11 protein-coding genes are annotated in these 20179 nt (G+C 40.9%); all 11 read left to right on the top strand.

The genetic code is table 11. The annotated features are described in order from the left end of the window. Positions 1-140 precede the first annotated feature (140 nt). Positions 141-2120 carry an AraC family transcriptional regulator gene (locus tag PAHA3_RS14345; protein ID WP_062835333.1) on the top strand — a complete coding sequence of 660 codons (1980 nt, stop codon included), beginning with the start codon at positions 141-143 and terminating at the stop codon, positions 2118-2120. 248 nt (positions 2121-2368) lie between these two features. Next, complete coding sequence (locus PAHA3_RS14340) at positions 2369-2566, top strand: hypothetical protein (RefSeq protein WP_371327911.1); 198 nt, start codon at positions 2369-2371, stop codon at positions 2564-2566. A 355-nt stretch (positions 2567-2921) separates the two neighbouring features. Further along, the gene (locus PAHA3_RS14335) at positions 2922-3800 is read left to right on the top strand and encodes a prohibitin family protein (protein WP_082762809.1); all 879 of its coding nucleotides are present in this window, start codon (positions 2922-2924) and stop codon (positions 3798-3800) included. 215 nt (positions 3801-4015) lie between these two features. Then, entirely contained in the window at positions 4016-4768 is a 753-nt protein-coding gene (yaaA, locus tag PAHA3_RS14330) for a peroxide stress protein YaaA (RefSeq protein ID WP_062835330.1), read from the top strand. A gap of 360 nt (positions 4769-5128) precedes the next feature. Then, complete coding sequence (locus PAHA3_RS14325) at positions 5129-8425, top strand: hypothetical protein (RefSeq protein WP_062835329.1); 3297 nt, start codon at positions 5129-5131, stop codon at positions 8423-8425. A 31-nt stretch (positions 8426-8456) separates the two neighbouring features. Then, on the top strand, positions 8457-13649 hold the full coding sequence (locus PAHA3_RS14320) for a polymorphic toxin-type HINT domain-containing protein (RefSeq protein WP_062835328.1): 5193 nt from the start codon (positions 8457-8459) through the stop codon (positions 13647-13649). A gap of 20 nt (positions 13650-13669) precedes the next feature. Further along, positions 13670-14185 (top strand): hypothetical protein, encoded by a 516-nt coding sequence (locus PAHA3_RS14315; RefSeq protein WP_062835327.1) that lies wholly within the window; start codon positions 13670-13672, stop codon positions 14183-14185. A gap of 455 nt (positions 14186-14640) precedes the next feature. Continuing rightward, positions 14641-15519 carry a prohibitin family protein gene (locus PAHA3_RS14310; RefSeq protein ID WP_082762808.1) on the top strand — a complete coding sequence of 293 codons (879 nt, stop codon included), beginning with the start codon at positions 14641-14643 and terminating at the stop codon, positions 15517-15519. A gap of 215 nt (positions 15520-15734) precedes the next feature. Continuing rightward, a complete protein-coding gene (gene yaaA, locus PAHA3_RS14305; protein ID WP_062835325.1) occupies positions 15735-16487 on the top strand; it encodes a peroxide stress protein YaaA in 753 nt (250 codons plus the stop codon). Between the two features lie 982 nt (positions 16488-17469). After that, positions 17470-19014: a TIGR02677 family protein gene (locus tag PAHA3_RS14300; RefSeq protein ID WP_062835324.1), complete on the top strand. Its 1545-nt coding sequence runs from the start codon at positions 17470-17472 to the stop codon at positions 19012-19014. Then, entirely contained in the window at positions 18986-20179 is a 1194-nt protein-coding gene (locus PAHA3_RS14295) for a TIGR02678 family protein (protein WP_062835323.1), read from the top strand. The genes PAHA3_RS14300 and PAHA3_RS14295 overlap by 29 nt, the downstream gene beginning before the upstream one ends.

The following is a 20179-nucleotide window of genomic DNA, read 5'->3' as shown; positions in this document are numbered from 1 at the left end:
GTGCGGGGATTTCTTCCGTATCTTAATGTCTCTCTTTTCAATTGACAATGATTATCGTTATCGAATATCATCAAAGGATTACAAAGGGATTTATTACTGAATAATAGGTTCAGTATGGGGTCTATCGGGGGAGAAAAATAGTGAACTGGGAAGAGTATATTCAAATGTGGGATAATTCATCGATTCAGCTGGTGGATATTCGCCAACTTGTAATAAGTAGTGGGGGGAAGCAACAATACCATCTCCCAGTCAGTGGTTTTATATATATCGTGCAAGGACAAGGCACCATTTCACTGGATGAAGATATACATATATTTAAACGGTTTTATCTACTACATGCAGGGAAAGGAAGCAGGATCAGGATCGAGGCCGGGCAAGATGAGGTCACGTACTATTACATTTTATATAGAGGTAGTATGTCTCCCAAAGCCAGTAAAGAGATTCGGCACAACTATGACATGAACAACCCTTTTCAGCTACCGTATGCCTACCAGCCTCTGGCTCCGCTTAATCTATATCGCCATGTCGATTCAATGTATGAGGAATGGAGCCGAAGACAGGTTTTTGAACGTTTTCATGTGAAAATCGGCTTTTACCAGTTCGTATATACACTTGTTCAGCAACTTAAGCTTCAAGGAGTTACCTCAAAAGAAACGGATATGGTAGAAGAGATCATCCAGTACATTCACGAACATTACAATGAATCTATTTCGCTTGAGTCATTGGCGGAACTGTGGAATTACAGCATTCAATATTTATCGAAGCAATTCAAACTCCGTACAGGGAGAAGCCCTATTGAATATGTGATTCAGGCGCGGATGGCAAAAGCGAAGGAATTAATGATTCGCACAGATGCTACGGCACAGGAGATTGCTTCAAGTGTAGGGTATAGTGACGTTTTTTATTTCACACGTCTCTTCAAGAAGCAGGTCGGGATCACACCGGGTCAATATAAAAAGAAAATGAAGGATAGCTTGGTCGATTCAGATAGTCCATGGGAAGGGTTCGTATCCTCTATGGGCAAACATTCTTCTTCTTGTTATGTTATTAATGATAATCATTATCAATATAAAACAGAAGGAGATTGGCAGATGTTTAAAGGAACAAGATCGAAGATGGTATTAACACTCATGTTATGTTTTACGATTATACTTTCAGCTTGCACAAGTGGGAACTCCAGTCGAACGAATCAGGGAGCAGCAGGTGGAAATTCAAATCAGAGTGCAGAGTCTACTCAAAATGTGACTTCCAACGAGGCCAAAGAAGATACAAGCACGCGCAAATTATCAACGGTAATGGGAGAAGTGAGTGTTCCGGTATATCCCAAACGCGTTGTTGTGGACTGGGACTTGGGGCCAGTCTTAGCTGTTGGGGTAACGCCTGTTGGCGCGTCCAGTACACAAATGAACTTTGCAAAATTTCTAAAACCTTATTTGCCTGACACCGTTGAAGATATTGGGTTGGAGGGAAGTATATCTTTGGAGAAGGTGTTGGACTTGTCTCCAGATGTAATTATTACTTGGAATCCGGCAGCCTATGAAAGCTACTCCAAAATTGCGCCAACCGTCGTGTTCGAGACAAGCAAGTATTCCACCATTCAGGAAGAAATTACGGCAATGGGCGATATCCTGGGTCGACAAGAAGAAGCTGAAAAGTGGAATGCTGATTTTGTAAAACGTACCGAAGCTGCCCGCAATAAAATCAAAAATGTCATTCCAAAAGATGCAACGATCTCCATTGTGGATTACGTTACGGTAGACAAATTTTTGATGGTGATCGGCAATGCAGGCGAGCGTGGGGGCAGAGCTACATACGATATCTTGGGTCTGAATCCAACGCCTAAAGTAAAAAGTGATATCATTGACAAAAATGAGGATCGCATTGAAGTTTCATGGGAGACTGTGAACGATTATGTGGGCGATTACGTCATTGTGCTCAAAGTTGAAGGTCAAGAGCCAACCAATCTTCCAGCGACGTGGACATCCTTAGATGCGGTCAAAAATAATCATGTGATCGAGATTGAAATGGAGAAGTATTTCGCGGCGGATTCATTTTCATCCCTGTTACAGGCGGAAGATATTGCTGATCAGATCACAAAAATGGCTGCGGCTGCTAAATGATTAACTGAAACAAAGTATACTGCGTAGTTAGAGGGTATCATCAAAGTCGCCTACATGGCGGCTTTTTTGGCATCATATTCAAATGTATAAATAGTAGAGATTCTGTTTCGGATCAAATTTTGAGTCTAGTGTTTTAGAAATTGCTTAAATGGTGGTGAATAGAATTGAGATTTCTAAAAGGATTATTGATTGTAATCACATTAATAGTCATAGCTTCAGTCACATGGTACGGCTCTTATAAGAATGATATGAAGGAACTTGAAGAAGGTTTAAGAACGTATTTAGTCGTTGAAAAGGGAATGGATGAACATGAGATCATTAGCATCACTGCTCGTCGCAGTAAAATGCCACAGTATCCTGTAGTCGTCATATTGAAGGACAATCCACAGGAAGTTGTATACACCTACAGAGATGAGCACTGGGTGCAATTATGGCCTGATCCATAATAACCAGATGAATTGATGATCCCTTTCTTGATAGGAATAACCGGGTACTGGACGTCACTCTCACTCACTATTTTCTTCTCTACTGTACCTAATGAGTAGTTCAAGTACTGGATATCCTTGAAACCGAATACCAATTTACAAAGTATATATAAAAGAGGATATAATTAGTTACCATTTATAAATTTGTACTCGGTTACATCCATAGAGGGGAGGACGGATATGCCATTTATTGGGGGAATCATTTTAATTTTTATTCTAGCATTTATTCTATGGGCATTAATGATCCCGCTATTCAATAAAATAGGTAGTAGAATCCTGAAGAAATACAATAAATTCAAACAAGAGGAGAATGTTGATGAAAAATTCAAAGACGTTTAGGGTAGGAGCAATCACGGTGGCATTGGTTATTATTGTGGGCGTGCTACTGGTGACCTTCTTTGTCACTCGAATTCCTAACGGATATGTTGGGGTTGTCTATTCACCAAATGGAGGCGTAAAAGATAGTACACTGAGTCAAGGGTGGAAACTTGTTGGAGCGTTTGATAAAGTGACGAAATATCCGATCCGAATTCAAACGGTGGAATACAGAGATATTCAGATTGCTACTTCTGACGGGAAAAACATCACCATCGATTTTGCATACAACTACCAAGTAGAACCAAGTAAAGTATCTTCTATCTTCAATACATTTGGGCCAATTAGCATTCAAGAAATTGAGGATACATATCTCAAAACACGTTTCCGTGACGCAGCCCGTAAAGGTATTTCCAAGTTTACAGTCATTGATGTTTATGGTGAAAAGTCATCCGAAGCAGGAGTAGACGTGCAACAACGTTTTTCTGATGACGTTAAAGAGTTAGGCTTTATTGTATCCAACGTTACTGTAGGTGTTCCTCAACCTGACGCCAAGACTCAGGAAGCAATCGATAAGCGTGTTGAAGCTTCTCAAGAACTGGAACGTAAAACGACTGAACTTGAGATCGCCAAAAAAGAAGCAGAGCGCAAGCGCGTGGAAGCGCAAGGTAATGCAGACAAACTATTGATCGAAGCAGAAGGTCAAGCTAAAGCAAACAAGGAGCTTCAACAATCCTTATCGAGTCAACTCGTTGAATATGAAACCATCAAGAAATGGGATGGAGCCCTTCCATATGTAAGTGGGTCAAATACGCCAATGATTCAATTGCCGACTACAAAAACAGAGCAAAATAGCAGCGCGGGGAGCGTATCTCCCTAATAGCGGTTTGAGTTGCACGCCTTGCTTTCTCATCAATTGAATGTGTTGAATGTTAATGAACAAGCCGGTCCAATCGTGGGCTGACTTGTTCATTTTTTGAGTCTTTTCTAAGGTATCATGAGGGATTAGTTAAGCCATGGCATTGGATTCGCCTGTCCAATCCTGTACAATGGATAACGACAAAAACAACGGTAGATTAAGGATGGATCAGCACGATGAGAATTATTATATCACCAGCTAAAAAGATGAAGATTGATACAGACCTTATGGCTATCGCGCAGATGCCGCATTTTATAAACGAGTCAGAACAGCTATTGAGTCTGCTTCAAAAGTTATCCTATGACGAACTCAAAGCGATGTGGAAGTGTAACGATGTAATCGCCGAACAGAACGTGGAGCGGATTCAGAATATGAATATAAAAGAAAATCTGACACCAGCAATATATTCTTATGAGGGTATTCAGTATCAATATATGGCTCCGGATGTTTTTCAAAATGAGGAACTGGCGTATCTAGAGCAGCATTTACGTATTTTATCCGGTTTTTATGGCATGTTGCGGCCTTTGGATGGGGTAACCCCTTATCGGTTGGAGATGCAGGGCAAGCTGCAAGGTCCAGGTTTCAAATCGCTCTATCAATTCTGGGGCAGCAAACTCGCAGATCAGCTTCAAGTGGACAGCAACTGTATTCTGAATCTGGCTTCCAAAGAGTACAGCAAGAACATCACCCCTTTTCTGAATGAGGAGACCCGTTTTATCACTTGTGTATTTGGACAAATGGTTGATGGAAAGCTTGTTGAAAAGGCAACCCGCGCCAAAATGGCTAGGGGTGAGATGGTACGGTATATGGCAGAGCGGAAAATTACAGATGTGAATGATATCAGAAATTTTGATCGGTTAGGTTTTGTTTTCTCAGAAGAGAAGTCGGATGAGAGTAATTATGTATTTATATATTTAGTGGGACAGTAGCCATATGTCCGCTGATCATATACCAGAATGATAACTATTTATTTAATCAAAAGTCGCCAACTGGCGGCTTTTATATTTTTCAGGTAATAATCTAAGTTCTAGTCAAAATAGGGAAGACGATTGACTCAATTGAAATAACATTTCAACTTCATCTAATCTCTCATATTATTTCGGATAAAGATAATTACAGGCTATATTAATTGTTATCTGAAAGGAAAAAGGAAAAAAGTCCCTGAAATTAGGGACTAATTTACCATACCCTAAAATAAGGAAAATGACGATAATAATTTATTAGGCTCCATTTACAACACTGATGAGGAAGTAAATGGAGAAAAAATATAAAGGAGGAATTTAAATTCCATGAGATTAAGAAAAGGTTTTATTGTTTTTCTGATGGCTTTGTTGTTGATTGGAACTATGTATCCGACTAGCGGTTATGCGCTTTCGGATCATTCGGATGCCATAATAACAACTACAAGTAGCACCGAGAATGTCGATGTTTCTATGGAGGATACAGCTTTAATAGGAGAAGAGTATCTGGATGGTATTGATCCGGACTTCTATGAAGAGCCGGAAGGTGTAGACGAAGTTATTGAAGAACCAGAGGATGCACCGACGGTAACCGACGATACATACGGGGGGAACTTTTTCGCTCCTCAAGCTATGGCCATGGCAGACGGAACTTTGACCATGAGTCCCGGAGATTCCTATACGTTCACGAATAACGGAAGTGCGACAAGATCGTTAAGTACCAATGCGGCGACGGCAAGAAGCAGTGCATACGATTACGTTATTTATAGACCAGATGGCAGCATCATGAGCGAAAACATGAACTCTATTAGCAGTTTGTCAGTAGGTTCAGGGTATACAGCTGTGATCACCTCGACGGGTCAAAACCCTTTTACAGTGACAATCCGTCCTGAATTCTCTTATAGCGTTTCAACCAATCCTGCCATGCTTAGGGTTTCTCTGTCCAAAGGAGAAAGCTATCGATATTTTAATGAAGGAACACAGTCAAGAGTTTTAAGTGCCGATACTTCCACAGCTCAGGACAGGAAGATAGATTACGCTTCTTACAAAGAAGATGGTAGTCTTGTAGCTTCTAATTTTGAAACGACGGGAAAACCTTCACTTGCAGAAGGGAACGAAATTATTATTACTGGAGCGGGCTCACAGCCTGTTAGTGTTGGATTTCCCTATGAAGTATATACCGGTGAATGGAGCGATGAGCCAGCCTATACGCGTATAACTCTAAATCAGGGCGAGAGCTACCAATTCACCAACATCAGTTCCAAATCGGATGCGCTCCAAACGGATGGAACGACCAAAGATAAGCATGATTACGTTGTTTATCTTCCGAATGGAACGGAAAGTTCTACAGGGACGAATACGACCACTAAACCTACTGTAGCAGCAGGAAGAACCGCCGTTGTAACCTTGGTTACAGCAACGCCTGTAACATATGGTGTGCCCTATCGGACATTTGATGTCCAAAAAGCAGGCGGTGATGCGATTACTCGAATCACTGTATATCCTGGAGAATCTATGATTTTCAGTAATAACGGTTCGTTGGCTAATCCGATTAAAAACAATGCAAGTAGTACCAATGGAGCTGTTTTTGATTATGTTCTTTATACAGCAGAAAACGTCGTTCATTCGGATGGTTTCAACAAAAATACAAATCCGATCATTCGCTCACAGGGTTACGCTGTCGTGACCGTAGCTGGGCAAGTCCCAATTGAGTTTAGTTACACGGATGATTTCTCGGTTGAAGAAAGCATGGAACCTGCATACCATCGCGTAACACTCAAACAGGGAGAAAGCGTGACATTTTGGAATAACAGTACCGCTCGGGAATATCTCGACAGTGATGCGTCCACCAGTCAAGGGCGGATATTTGATTACGTCACCTATTATCCGGATGGCACAGAACGAAGTACAAGAAAGGCAACAGCGGTTGAACCTGTTGTTTTTTATGGAAATAAAGCAGTGGTCACGGGTGTGTCCGCTCAACCTGTAACCATAGGTGCGATTTACACCATTTTTGATGTAGAGGACCGACCAAATGAAGCACTAACTAAGATTACCGTATCACCGGGTCAATCGGTCATATTCCATAATGGAGGCTCACTCAGCAACCCAATACGGAGTAACGCCAAAAAATTAGGTGCACTATTTGATATTGTGGTGTATAAGGCAGACGGCAGAGCACATAGTGACAAATTCAATAGCAATGTAAGTCTCGCTACCATTCCTTCTGGTGGTGAAGCTGTCGTGACCGTAGGGGGAAGTACACCTGTATTATTTGAATACACGGATGATTTCTCTGTCGTGGATAGCCAGGAACCGGCTTATCTGCGTGTGACGTTGAACAAAGGCGAGAGCTATGCCTTTACCAACATAAGCTCAGATTCAAAAAGACTCCGAAATGATGCTTCCAGCAGCGCGGGGCGGGTGTATGATTACACGATTTACAACGTAGATGGAACAGTGTCAAGCAGTAGAACAGCAACAGCGATCGAACCGCTTGTTCTGGGTGGTAAAAAAGTTGTCGTTACCAACATCTCAGATCAACCCATAACGTATGGTGGGATTTACCGCGTTTTCCGTGGACAAGATGATCAAGTCCCTTCACCAGAATCGGAAATCACTGTTAACCAAGGGCAGAGCGCAGTATTTACTAATCCGGGTTCGGAACCTGCTCAAATTGAACGAATCGCAGGAGTAAATTCCGTTGTGGATTATACAGTCTACGATAAATCCAATAAAGCATTGTATTTCGTGGAGGGTATGAGTCATGCAACATGGGATATTCCAGCAGGTGCAACGCTTGTTGTTACCGTAGTATCTACGGAGCCTGTAACGATTCAATATCAATCTCCCGTGACAGCCAGCTTAAGTCAGGAGCCTGCACTTATCAAGCGGAATTTGACGCCAAATAACACGCTCTTGTTCTCGAATACCTCACCTTATGAGGCTTTATTCGTTGGTTCTCCTTCTGAAGGAGGAACCTATGATTACGTTATTCGAAATCAGAATCAAGTTGTTGTTAAGGAAGGAAAGAACGCTACAGGAGGACAATTTGTACCTGGAAAGTCTGACATTCAGGTGCATAATGTGTCAGCTCAAACGCTGAAATTTGTAGGTGCTTATCGGCACTTTACGGTCAAGGAAGTGGAAGTGGAGTTTCTGACTTTGTATGAAAACACAGAGACGGCGCTTCCGACAGTTCAGCAAGGGAATGTATACTACCGTTTTAGTCCGTATAGCTCTGACAAGTATCGGATTGCCATAAAGGAATCAGGTGATTTTTCTATTGAACCTCGGATCGAATTGTATTCAGATAAGGAACTCAGCATTCCGGTAGCTGCTTCAATAGAGCAAGAACAGGTATATGGTGAGCAATATACGGTTCTTGAATGGGAGCTTCAAGGTGGACAGAATTATTATCTCAAGCTAAGTGAAAAGGATGGAAAACCGATTCAGGGAGTCATAAAAGCAGCATGGATGAACATTCGTAATGACAATAGCTATGAGTACGGATATGGAAATCAATTGCTTAAAGTCGTTCTATTTACAGGTGATCAAATTGTGTTTGAGTATGATCGCAACGGTAATTTAACGAAACGAACGAAAAAGATTTTCCCATTTAATTAATGATTGTCTAAATCTAGGTTGAGGTGATGGAGTGTTTAAGAAAATAACGATTATTTGGTTATGCGTCATATTGGTTCTTAGTGGGTTCGGTTCTTTTGGATATGGAGGACAAGCAGCAGCGGCGGCGGAAGGTAGGGATTCCCTCCCTTCCGCTACCTACATTACTATCCAAAGTCTAAAAGAGCAATTTGGTATTAAGGAAGATTGGATTGAGAAAAAACTAGATCAAGGTTACTCGCTGTACCAGTTGTATAAAGCTTTACAGACAGATCGCACAGGCGGCGAGGCTGCTGAGAAATGGCTAGAAGCACAAGAAATAAGCGAACCGATCCAAATGGAGGGACTACGCCCTTCCGGATCATCACAGCAAAACAACTTCTCGATTAATGCTCTTAATGAGGATGCTCTAGGTACAGGAACAACCGTGGACCAAACTGGACTTAACCATGTAGATATCCGAGATGACGCATCGCTATATATGACGTCTTATGGAGCGGAATCCATCTCTACTGCTACAGGGGAAATGATGATTCAGAGTACTGACCTTTCTCTACCTGGACTAATTCCGTTTGATCTGACACGCGTCTATGACAGCGCTAGAGCCACTGGGCAACTTGGCGTTGAATATGACGAAACGACACAGACGTATTCCAATATGGTTACGCCACGCAAGGAAGAAATCTCTGCTGGATTGGGGCAAGGCTGGCGTTGGGACATTCCTTTCATGGAAAAGCGTGGCGATCATCAGTATATTCTGATTCCAGGCGTGGGCAATTACCGCTTAAACGCGAACCTGGAACTGGAAGGTTACGTATGGAATGACTTAACCGTTAAGCGAGATGCGACAGTGACTGTTAATGGCGTATCAAGCAGTTATCGTCTATCCATCCGTAACGGCTACGATTATCTATTTAATGAAGCCGGAGAACTGTTGCAAATTACAGATGGCTACCGCAATACCGTGAATTTTTACTATACGACATTGAACGGAAACCAAGCTATTGCACGAATTGAAAACAGCGAAGGTCAGGCGCTGACATTTGCTTATGACAACCTGAAGGTTACTGTACAGCTTGCCGGAACAGATCGGAAAGCAACGTACACGCAACGCGAGGACGAAGGCATTCGCATTTTGCGAGAATACACAGATGCTCTCGATCGGACGACGACGTATACGTATTATTATCCGGAATCTAAATTCAATTTTTTACCTGAGTTGCAAGGCAACCAAAATGCTCAAGGTGTGATGAATACAGCGTTGCTATCGCGTATTACAAGCCCTTCATCAGCTATAACGGATTATGCATATATTCCGGCGCTGAAGCAGATCGGCGAAGCTTCCTCTCATTTCGTATTCAAAGTAAGAGAGCGCAAGAGCCAGTTTAGTACAACGGAAGGCGAAGGCGTTCTGGACAAGGTTAACTTTGAATATTCTGGAGAAGATCTGGAAGCATACGGTCAATCCGCAACATGGACAACGAAAGTGAAAGCAGAGAACACTGTAGATACTTGGACGTTCTCCAAAACGTTTAGCGCTGCAGCTCATCCAGATTTGGTTCGCGCAGATAAGCACACGTTAACTGGAGATGACGTAACTTTTTCCACGGAGTTCCAGTACGACAGTCAAACGAAGCGAAACCTTCCGACTCAAATGACGGAGTGGGTAAGCGAGGGTGGCCGTTCGGGCGAAAAGCTGATAACGACTATCGCTTATGATGCCAACGGCATGGTGACTTCCGAGAAACGTAGCACGGGGCAAGAATCAACCTATGCTTATGAAACGGGCAAAGCTCCATATCACTGGATCAAACCTATACGATTCACTACCAAGGTAAACAGTACGTTGGAAAGGTACGCTGAAACAACATACAACAATCAAGGTGATATGTTGCAGACCTCCACCAAAAATGGATATGGCGGACAATTGCTCTCTGATTCGGAAGTGAAACTTGATGATAAAGGACGTATCATCAGCTCAACCGACAAAGGCGGTACGCTGGCCAAAGATCGTATTGTTACATTCAGCTATCAACCAAATGCAGGGCATTTATTGGAAACGACATCAATGGTTGTGCATGATGCTGCTGGTAAAGCAGAATCTCTTGAGGAGTCTTATAGTTATACGCCTGCAGGTGAACTGGAGACAACGACAAACGCTGCCGGAGAACAAGAAGCGAATCGATATGACCTTGCAGGGCGTCTTCTTCAGACCAAACATGCAGATGGAACACATTCAACGACAGCATATGATGACAAAAAAAACATCATTACAAGCACATCGCCAGACGGCATTGTGACTACACAGCGGTACAATCCGTTAGGTTTGCTCATGGAAGAACAAACTGCGTACGCGACATATAAATATGCCTATGATGGCGAAGGAAACGTGAAGGCTTCGGAAGATGCCGAAGGTAACGTGACGAGATATGTGGTCAATGCGTTTGGGCAAGCCACGGAGTCTCAATATCCGGATGGAACTACAGATAAAACAACCGTTGATCCTGTCGGAAAAACCGTGACGTATCAGGATGCTTCCAATTACAAAACTCGTGTGAAAGTGGACTTGCTGGGACGTACGACGGCGCTAGAAGAATACCGAGAGGGAGCCTTTGTACCATTGCAACAAAGCGAGTATGACCTAAGCGGAAACGTGACTGCATCCATTGATGGGAATGGGGGGCGGACGACGTATACGTATGATGCGCTTGGTCAAATCGCAACTGCAACAACGCCAAAACAAGAAACCAGCCGTTATTTCTATAGTTATCAGGGCCAGGTAACCCGAATTGTATCTGCCAACGGACAAACAGTTACCAAGCAGTTTGATGAATTGGGCCGCATTATTAAACAGATACCACCGATGCTGGATGGATCTGCGACAACCTTTTATTATGATAAAAAGAGCAATCTGATCAGAAAGCAGGATCGGCTCGGAAAAATCACGGAATACACATATAATAGCGACAACATGCTTACAGGCTTCAAAGGTCCGGATACGTCCGTATCGTATACGTACGACGAAATGGGACGTAGAACGTCAATGACAGATAATCACGGCAAAACGACTTATTCTTACCGTGATACGGACGGTATGCTCAATGGATTGACCTTCCCGGATGGAACCCAGTTGGGATATGAAAACAATACCCAGCAGCGGTTGGGATATACATTGACCGATGCACAAGGACAATCTTTGCGGATACATGGTGAACTGGATACGATGAACCGAGTTACTTCCATGGATATCATCTCAGGAATGGGAGGTGCTTCGACACTCGCAGTATCGGCTCAGACGCCTGTAGACCGGATGACTTTTAGCTACGCGTCGAATAGTTTGCTAGAAAACGTATCGTTTGGCAAAGGCCTCAGCACAAGTTATCAGTTCGACGGTTATGATCTGTCGGGAATCACCGTTTCCCAAGGAACGACTGCAGTTCATCAGTTTAACTATGAGTATGATGGAAATAAAAACATCATGTCTCGAACTCAAAATGGGTCAACCGATCAGTTTACGTATGATGAACTCAGCCGTATTCAAACGGAATCAGGCACGCAGCAGGAGACATATACGTACGATTCCAATGGCAACCGGTATAGTACCGGCAGTGGTAAGATATATGGACTGAAAGATGCGGAGTATACGTATGACAGTCAGAATCGATTGGTCAAAGCGACGGGGGAAGGCAAGACCATTACGTATAACTACAACGGGGATGGACTGCTGTATGAACGGACCGAAGGCGAACAAACTTTCCGTTATTACTACGATGAAGAAGCCAAACTCATGGCAGAAGCACTAGTTACGTCTGGAAAAGCAGAACTGACCTATGTGTATATCTATGACATGTATGGTCAACTGTGGGCACGTCAAGCCAAACAAACTGGAAAATTGGAATATTACCAGTTTAATGGTCATGGCGATGTAGTCGGACTTGTGGACGACGCTGGTAAAGTGTTGAACGAGTATACGTATGACATCTGGGGCGGACCACTCACAACGAAAGAAACCGTGCCGAATGTACTTCGCTATTCGGGTGAGTATTGGGATCAGACAGTCGGACTTCAATATTTGCGAGCACGTTGGTACGACCCAGGCATGGCAAGGTTTATTGGTGAAGACACTTATGAAGGTGAACTGAACGATCCGTTAACTTTAAATTTGTATTCGTATGTAAGTAACAACCCCCTTAAGTATGTAGACCCAAGCGGGCATAGACACGAGTCAGGTTCAGGAGGAAGTGGAGGCAATGATTTCGGTTTCTGGCAAAAAGAATGGAATGCGTTCAAGGGAGCACACTCCAGTTGGTCCGGAGCAATCGACTTCTGGACGATGGGAACCGTCAGTTCATTAAATGAATATTACCGGGTGTCCATGGAGAACCCCTGGTCATTGCAACAATTTTTCACAGCGGGTTATTTGGTTATGGAGCTGAATCCTTATGGAAAGGCTACAGCAAAGCTTTCTAAAAAAGGTGGAAAATTCGTAGACAATGCTATTAGTAAAGCATGTAATTGTTTTACAGGGGGTACTAAAGTTCAAACAGAAGAAGGGGAGAAACCTATCGAGGAAATCGAGGTAGGGGATAAGGTGCTCGCCAAGTCTGATGAAACCGGAGAAGTTGAATACAAAGAGGTTATAAAGCTATTCCAAAAACAGGCTGATGAAATTTATTACGTCCGTATAGGTGATGAAGTCATTGAGACAACTGGATTACATCCTTTTTGGTTGGATGGAAAAGGTTGGACTCTTGTACAAGACCTAAAGGTTGGAGATTTGCTTGTTTCAAGTGATGGTACTAAACTAGCAATAGATAGGATTGAAATAGCGCCACGACAAACCACTGTTTACAATTTCATGGTTGCTGATTATCATTCTTATTTTGTATCTAACCTTGGCATATGGGTTCATAACTGTACAATTCTTTCAGCAGGTAAAAATTTCAAAAAGCATTATCTCGATCATAAAAAATTACTCGAAAACGCACTTGGAACTAAATATAAAAAGTATGATGACGAAACAACTGCAAGATTTTTAAGCGATCTTGGAAGTCTGATTGATAATGGTACAGTCAAATTTGTAGGGGACGCTACTTTACAAAAAGGTGGAGACGTATATAAGGTTTATCGAGGTAATGGTTTGACAATGACTACAAAACAAAATGGTGAATGGCATACTCTTTTGGAGTCCGGAAAAGGGATGGATGGGAAATTCATATTTAAATAATATAGAGACGGGGGACACATATGTATTTAGAAGAACTTAAAAACATAGTTCAAAATAACTTATTAAGTAGTGTTTATGTAACAGGTATTGTTCTATCATCAGAAAGAGAAAATGAACTTGCTGAGTTCGTACCTTATAGAAGTTATCTGTTTTTTGAATTTGGTGATCAACTTGTAAAAATTGAAGCGATTGAGCAGTATTCAAAAATTTCAATTGCGTTAACTCCAACTTTTATTGTAAGGGTTGAGGTAGAGGATGTTATTCCGGCTAAATCCAATATTAGCGACATTATTTTGGATAATAGCTTGATAGACAACAAGGTTAGCCAAATTGAGTTACTTAATATGGAAGTAAAAAGCAATGAGATTATTTGCGACGCTCTAAAATTATCAATAACAAATAACACTAACAAACAGGAATTATTTTTAGATCCTCAATTTTTCGGTATAAATATAGGAGGATTTGGTGTAGAAGAATTATGGAAGTACAATCAATTGGAAGAATACAAATCAATATCAACGATTATTGAATTTTAAATGATCAAATGTAAGTTCATTGACCTTGGGGCGGTAATCCTCAAGGTCTTTCTATTGTCCCACCCAGAGCCTAATGAGTCTAGGGGCATCTCCCAAAAGAACTTAACTCTCAATAGTGGTTCGATCTTAAGAGTCTCACAGCCTTAAAACAAGCTGGATCGCATATCCCTTTTCGATGTAGAAATTCTAGGGCTATAAGAAGCGGTGCTGGATATCATTGAAACCTAATACAATTTTACAAAGTATATATAAAAGAGGATATAATTAGTTACCATTTATAAATTTGTACTCGGTTACATCCATAGAGGGGAGGACGAATATGCCATTTATTGGGGGAATCATTTTGATTTTTATCCTAGCATTTATTCTATGGGCATTAATGATCCCGCTATTCAATAAAATAGGTAGTAGAATCCTGAAGAAATACAATAAATTCAAACAAGAGGAGAATGTTGATGAAAAATTCAAAGACGTTTAGGGTAGGGGCAATTGCGGTTGCATTCGTTATTATTGTGGGAGTATTACTGGTGACCTTCTTTGTCACTCGAATTCCTAATGGATATGTTGGGGTCGTTTATTCACCAAATGGAGGCGTAAAAGATAGTACACTGAGTCAAGGGTGGAAACTCGTTGGAGCGTTCGATAAAGTAACCAAATATCCGATCCGAATTCAAACGGTGGAATACAGAGATATTCAAATTGCTACTTCTGATGGGAAAAACATCACAATCGATTTTGCTTATAACTACCAAGTAGAACCAAGTAAAGTATCTTCTATTTTTAATACATTTGGGCCAATTAGCATTCAAGAAATTGAGGATACATATCTCAAAACACGTTTCCGTGACGCAGCTCGTAAAGGTATCTCCAAGTTTACAGTCATTGATGTGTATGGTGAAAAGTCATCTGAAGCAGGCGTCGATGTTCAACAACGTTTCTCTGATGACGTTAAAGAGTTAGGATTTATTGTATCCAACGTTACTGTAGGTGTTCCTCAACCTGACGCCAAGACTCAGGAAGCAATCGATAAGCGTGTCGAAGCTTCTCAAGAACTTGAACGTAAAACGACGGAGCTTGAGATCGCCAAGAAAGAAGCAGAACGCAAGCGCGTCGAAGCACAAGGTAATGCAGACAAACTATTGATCGAAGCAGAAGGTCAAGCTAAAGCAAATAAAGAGCTTCAACAATCATTATCGAGTCAACTCGTTGAATATGAAACCATCAAGAAATGGGATGGAGCCCTTCCATATGTAAGTGGGTCAAATACGCCAATGATTCAATTGCCGACTACAAAAACAGAGCAAAATAGCGGCGCGGGGAGCGTAACTCCCTAATTAGCGCTTGAAAATGCACTCCTTGCTTTCTCACCAATTGAATGTGTTGAATTCTAATGAACAAGCCGGTCCAATCGTGGGCTGACTTGTTCATTTTGAGTCTTTTCAAAGGTACCATGAGGGATTTAGTTAAGCCTTGGCATTGGTTTCGCCTGTCCAATCCTGTACAATGGATAACGACAAAAACAACGGTAGATTAAGGATGGATCAGCACGATGAGAATTATCATATCACCAGCTAAAAAGATGAAGATTGACACCGATCTTATGGCTATCGCACAGATGCCGCAGTTTATAAACGAGTCAGAACAACTATTGAGTCTGCTTCAAGAGTTATCCTATGATGAACTCAAAGCGATGTGGAAGTGTAACGATGCAATCGCCGAACAGAACGTGGAGCGGATTCAGAATATGAATATAAAAGAAAATCTGACACCAGCCATCTATGCCTATGAGGGCATTCAGTATCAATATATGGCTCCGGGTGTTTTTCAAAATGAGGAACTAGAGTATCTTCAGCAGCATTTACGCATATTATCCGGTTTTTATGGCATGTTGCGGCCTTTAGATGGGGTTACACCTTATCGATTGGAGATGCAGGGCAAGCTACAAGGCCCAGGTTTCAAATCGCTCTATCAATTCTGGGGCAGCAAATTGGCAGATCAGCTTCAAGCGGACAGCAACTGTATTCTGAATCTGGCTTCCAAAGAGTATAGCAAAAACATCACTCCTTTTCTGAATGAGGAGACCCGTTTTATCACTTGTGTATTCGGACAAATGGTTGATGGGAAGTTGGTTGAAAAGGCAACTCGGGCCAAAATGGCTAGAGGTGAAATGGTACGGTATATGGCAGAGCGTAAGATTACAGATGTGAAGGATATCAGAAATTTTGATCGGTTAGGTTTTGGTTTTTCAGAGGAGAAGTCGGATGAGAGTAATTATGTATTTATATATTCAGAGGAGAAGTAGCCAGTTTTACAGCGATAGATTTTATGTACATCTTGCAAGGGAGTTAGTTGTCACGTCTACCTTGAACCAACATGGCAATTAGGAAATATTGATCCTACACAGCCCTGTCATTGAGGATGTTCGCGTGAATCACCTGCTAATAAATATTGGCGGGAGTTTTTTTAAAAAAAGTATAGTTAGCAATCTTAACAGTCTTCCATTTGATGATACAATATAAACATGATTTAAAAGGACTATTTCAAATACGATCTGTTCGTTTAATTTATTATTTTTCTTATACTTAAAAACTTCGTTATTACGATATGTGAAATATGTGGATTGGTTAAAAAAGAGAAGAAAGTAACCATACATGTATACGCATATGTGCAACAGTACTAGACGATATATCATTAAACAGAGGATCAAAAGTGTGAATGATACTAATTATTATCTACTCACTTCATGAGAGGAGTAGATTTATTTGAGAATCGGACCCTTGCTAAAGCTCCCATTATTGGTATATTGATGCGAGCACGTTTATGATATTTTTCTTTGGACTACGAGGATAAATCACTAGAGTTCAGCACTGTTGATTATCCTAGTTTTAACATTACTTTTTAAAGAATAATTAAGAAAGGATATTTGCTTACTAGACCATTATCATAATTTTCTAATTGACAATAATTACGCAATATATGAATGCAGTAAAGTAGATGGCATATCTAGAGCAACTTTGATTTTTTGGGCTCGAAGAAGCAGTTATAAAAAACAATAGAGTCCAATACTTTGAATTTAACTTGAAGAAATATTGTTGAAAGTTGATCAGGAAGTCTGAACTTCAGTTAACTTCTGATTCAAGCATCGGGGCATTCACCCCTCGGTCCAGCAAAGGTAATGGGAGCGGAGAGGGTTCGACCAATCTTCAATATCGGTATTTTCAAATAAAAATGAGACTATGTTTACCTAATTATGTAAAACATAACTTAGAAAAGGAGTGTTTCGCTTGGATTTGTCATTGACGCGTGCTATACAAGAAGCAAGTTATTTGTCAACACAAAAAACGCACCGATATCGTCCAATATTAAGATACATGTATGAGCAACATCGTATATTTAATAATGAAGTTTTACCAATAGAAATTTTCACGCATCTTAAACAATTTCCGGAATTTGGGGATTATACACTCGAAGAGCAAGATGCTGATTTATCGGTCCTAGTTGGAAACAATAACTTAGTGTTGAACCAAGATAATACAGATGCTGTTACATTGGAAGAACTTATTAGGAATCGAAAAACATATTCACTAACGGAATATACGATTGAATTTGAAAAAATGCTTATTTTTATGGAGAAAAAACTTCATCGTATACGTGGTGGTTCTTTGGATAAAAAACTCACTGAGCACCTACATAATGCGCTTGTAAAATTAAACGGATTTTCCATGCAAACCGAGTTGGATTCGTCTTCGCTTGTTCAACTATATGAAGCGTGGGAGGAACTGTTCGAACGGTTTACAAAGCTTGATAATGATGCTTCGGATTATTTGAATCATATTAGCGGTGATAAATTGGATAGCAAAATGGAAACGGATGCCTTCATCGTATTTAAAAATCAGTTTTGTTCTTATTTAACGGATTTCATGGTTGAACTTAACCGCAATTCGCCTGCGATAATTAATATTATTACACACATTTCGGAGAAGAAAATTCAGAACATCGTAATGCAACTCGTCCGTCATAAAAAAAATATGCCGACCACTTCGGTTGTGTCGGATAAAGAGTATTCCGATACCTTTTTTGATGTATGGACAGGCATCCGTAACTGGTTTTTGGCAAGCGATACTAAATCGAGCAAAGCGTTTCAACTTGAAGTTCGTACTCGGGATGCCATCAGTAAAATGTCTAAGCTTGCGCATTTTTATGCAGAGCGACAATTTGTGAAAAAAAGTCGAGTAACAGAATTTTTACGACTTGCAGACATGATGCATAAGTCCGGCAACATGGAAGAAGCCCATCAAGTTTTTTCTTACCTATTTGGGTTCGAAGGTATTCAGCATTTCAAAATCGCACGGAAACCGTCGGAAAAGAATGATGGTACGGTATGGGATTTTGACCCGGATGAGCTAGAGGTGACGTATCGTATTCGACCACCATCCGAGAGAACCATAAAACAAAATTTGAAGGTTTCGAAAGTGAGTCAGGAGGCACTCGAGCAGCAACGGTTGCTCGCGGAGCGGCTGACATACGAAGAAACTGTATTAAAAGCGATCGTGGAGCAGCCTTGCTTAATCTTGAAAGATTTGGAAACGAGGATTGAGCCGTTTGTTCGAAAGGCATTATTGGATTGGATAAGTGCGGCGCTGTTGAATCCAGTTGGCTACGGTATTTATGAAGGTACCACAGAACTGGGGGTGAACTTTAAACTTCATAAGGTTAGTAACGATATTATTGAATTGCATTGTTTAGATGGAATCCTCTTCTTACCTGATTTCCAAATGACATTTACCGAGGTGAAAACGCGTGAAAAAGTTGTCTCAGGAGTCTCTTAATTGCATTCATCAACTACTCGATAATTTTTGGGTTGTGCGCAAGGAGAATCCAGAGCTTTTTTATGAAATTAAACAAAATGAAGGGTTTCTGCGGGATTACTTTAAGGACTACTTCCGTTTTAAGTTGGTAGTTGGGACAAATTTTGCAAAAGTTGAGAAGTTTCAAGTAACGCCTCAACCGTCAACAGGCATATTAGATTTCAAAGAAGTGAAAGATTACATCATTTTTTACTGTGTACTTGCTTTTTTGGATGGAAAGGCATCAAAGCAATTTACTCTGTCAGATGTCTGCCAAGCGGTCGTTTCGTACTACCCAAGAAGTTCCAAGAGATCGGTCAATGAATCCCTCCTACCATTAACATGGAAGGGTAACGAAGGCTATAGAAACCGACTATCACTTGTTCGTGTATTGAAGGAAGCTGTTCAACGGTGTCTGATAGAAGTGATTGATAAAAACATAGAAGACTTCCAAGAAAGAGAAACGAATGATGCACTGCTGCGTTCAACTGGGCTTGTGAAATATTTTATGCGTAATATCGGTTTTAATATTGAAGGAGAATTGACCCTAAATGATATTATGTTGATTCAAGAAACTCAGGAACAGGAATTGGGTCTAGAAAGAAAGCACTTACTGTACCGGAAACTATTTTTAGAGCCAGCCTTGTATCGACATGAAGTATCGGCGTCAGATTTTGATTACTTAAAACAGTACAGTCGCCACTTAAATGAACATGCCGAAAAATATTACGATATGAATCTGGATGTCTACGGAAGCAGTGCTTTTTTAGTAAAAGAAAACGTAAGCACGTTTCGTAGGTTCTTTCCAGCAAGTAATGCTGAATCGAACCTACTTGTTCAGTTTGCAACGTTGTTGCGACTTAAAATCATCGACGATAATGACAGTCTCGTTGAACAAAAAGATGGGACAGTACTTTTAACAAATATTGATTTGGATATTATGTGTCGGCAGCTTATAGATGAGAATAGCCACGGATGGACGACAGGTCTAAAAAGCATGAGTATCACTGAAATAAAGAATAAAATTAAGAATATGCTATTTGAATGGAAATTAGCGGAGACAACGCATGAAGGTGATTTAAAACTATATGATGTAATCGGAAGATTTTTTGAAAAACCTAAAGAAGAAAATAATAAAGGAGTATGA

It is taken from the genome of Paenibacillus amylolyticus (assembly GCF_001570725.1).
GTDB classification, from domain to species: Bacteria; Bacillota; Bacilli; order Paenibacillales; family Paenibacillaceae; genus Paenibacillus; species Paenibacillus amylolyticus_A.
The sequence above is the reverse complement of the archived record's forward strand: the minus strand, read 5'-3'. Positions and strand labels throughout refer to the sequence as shown.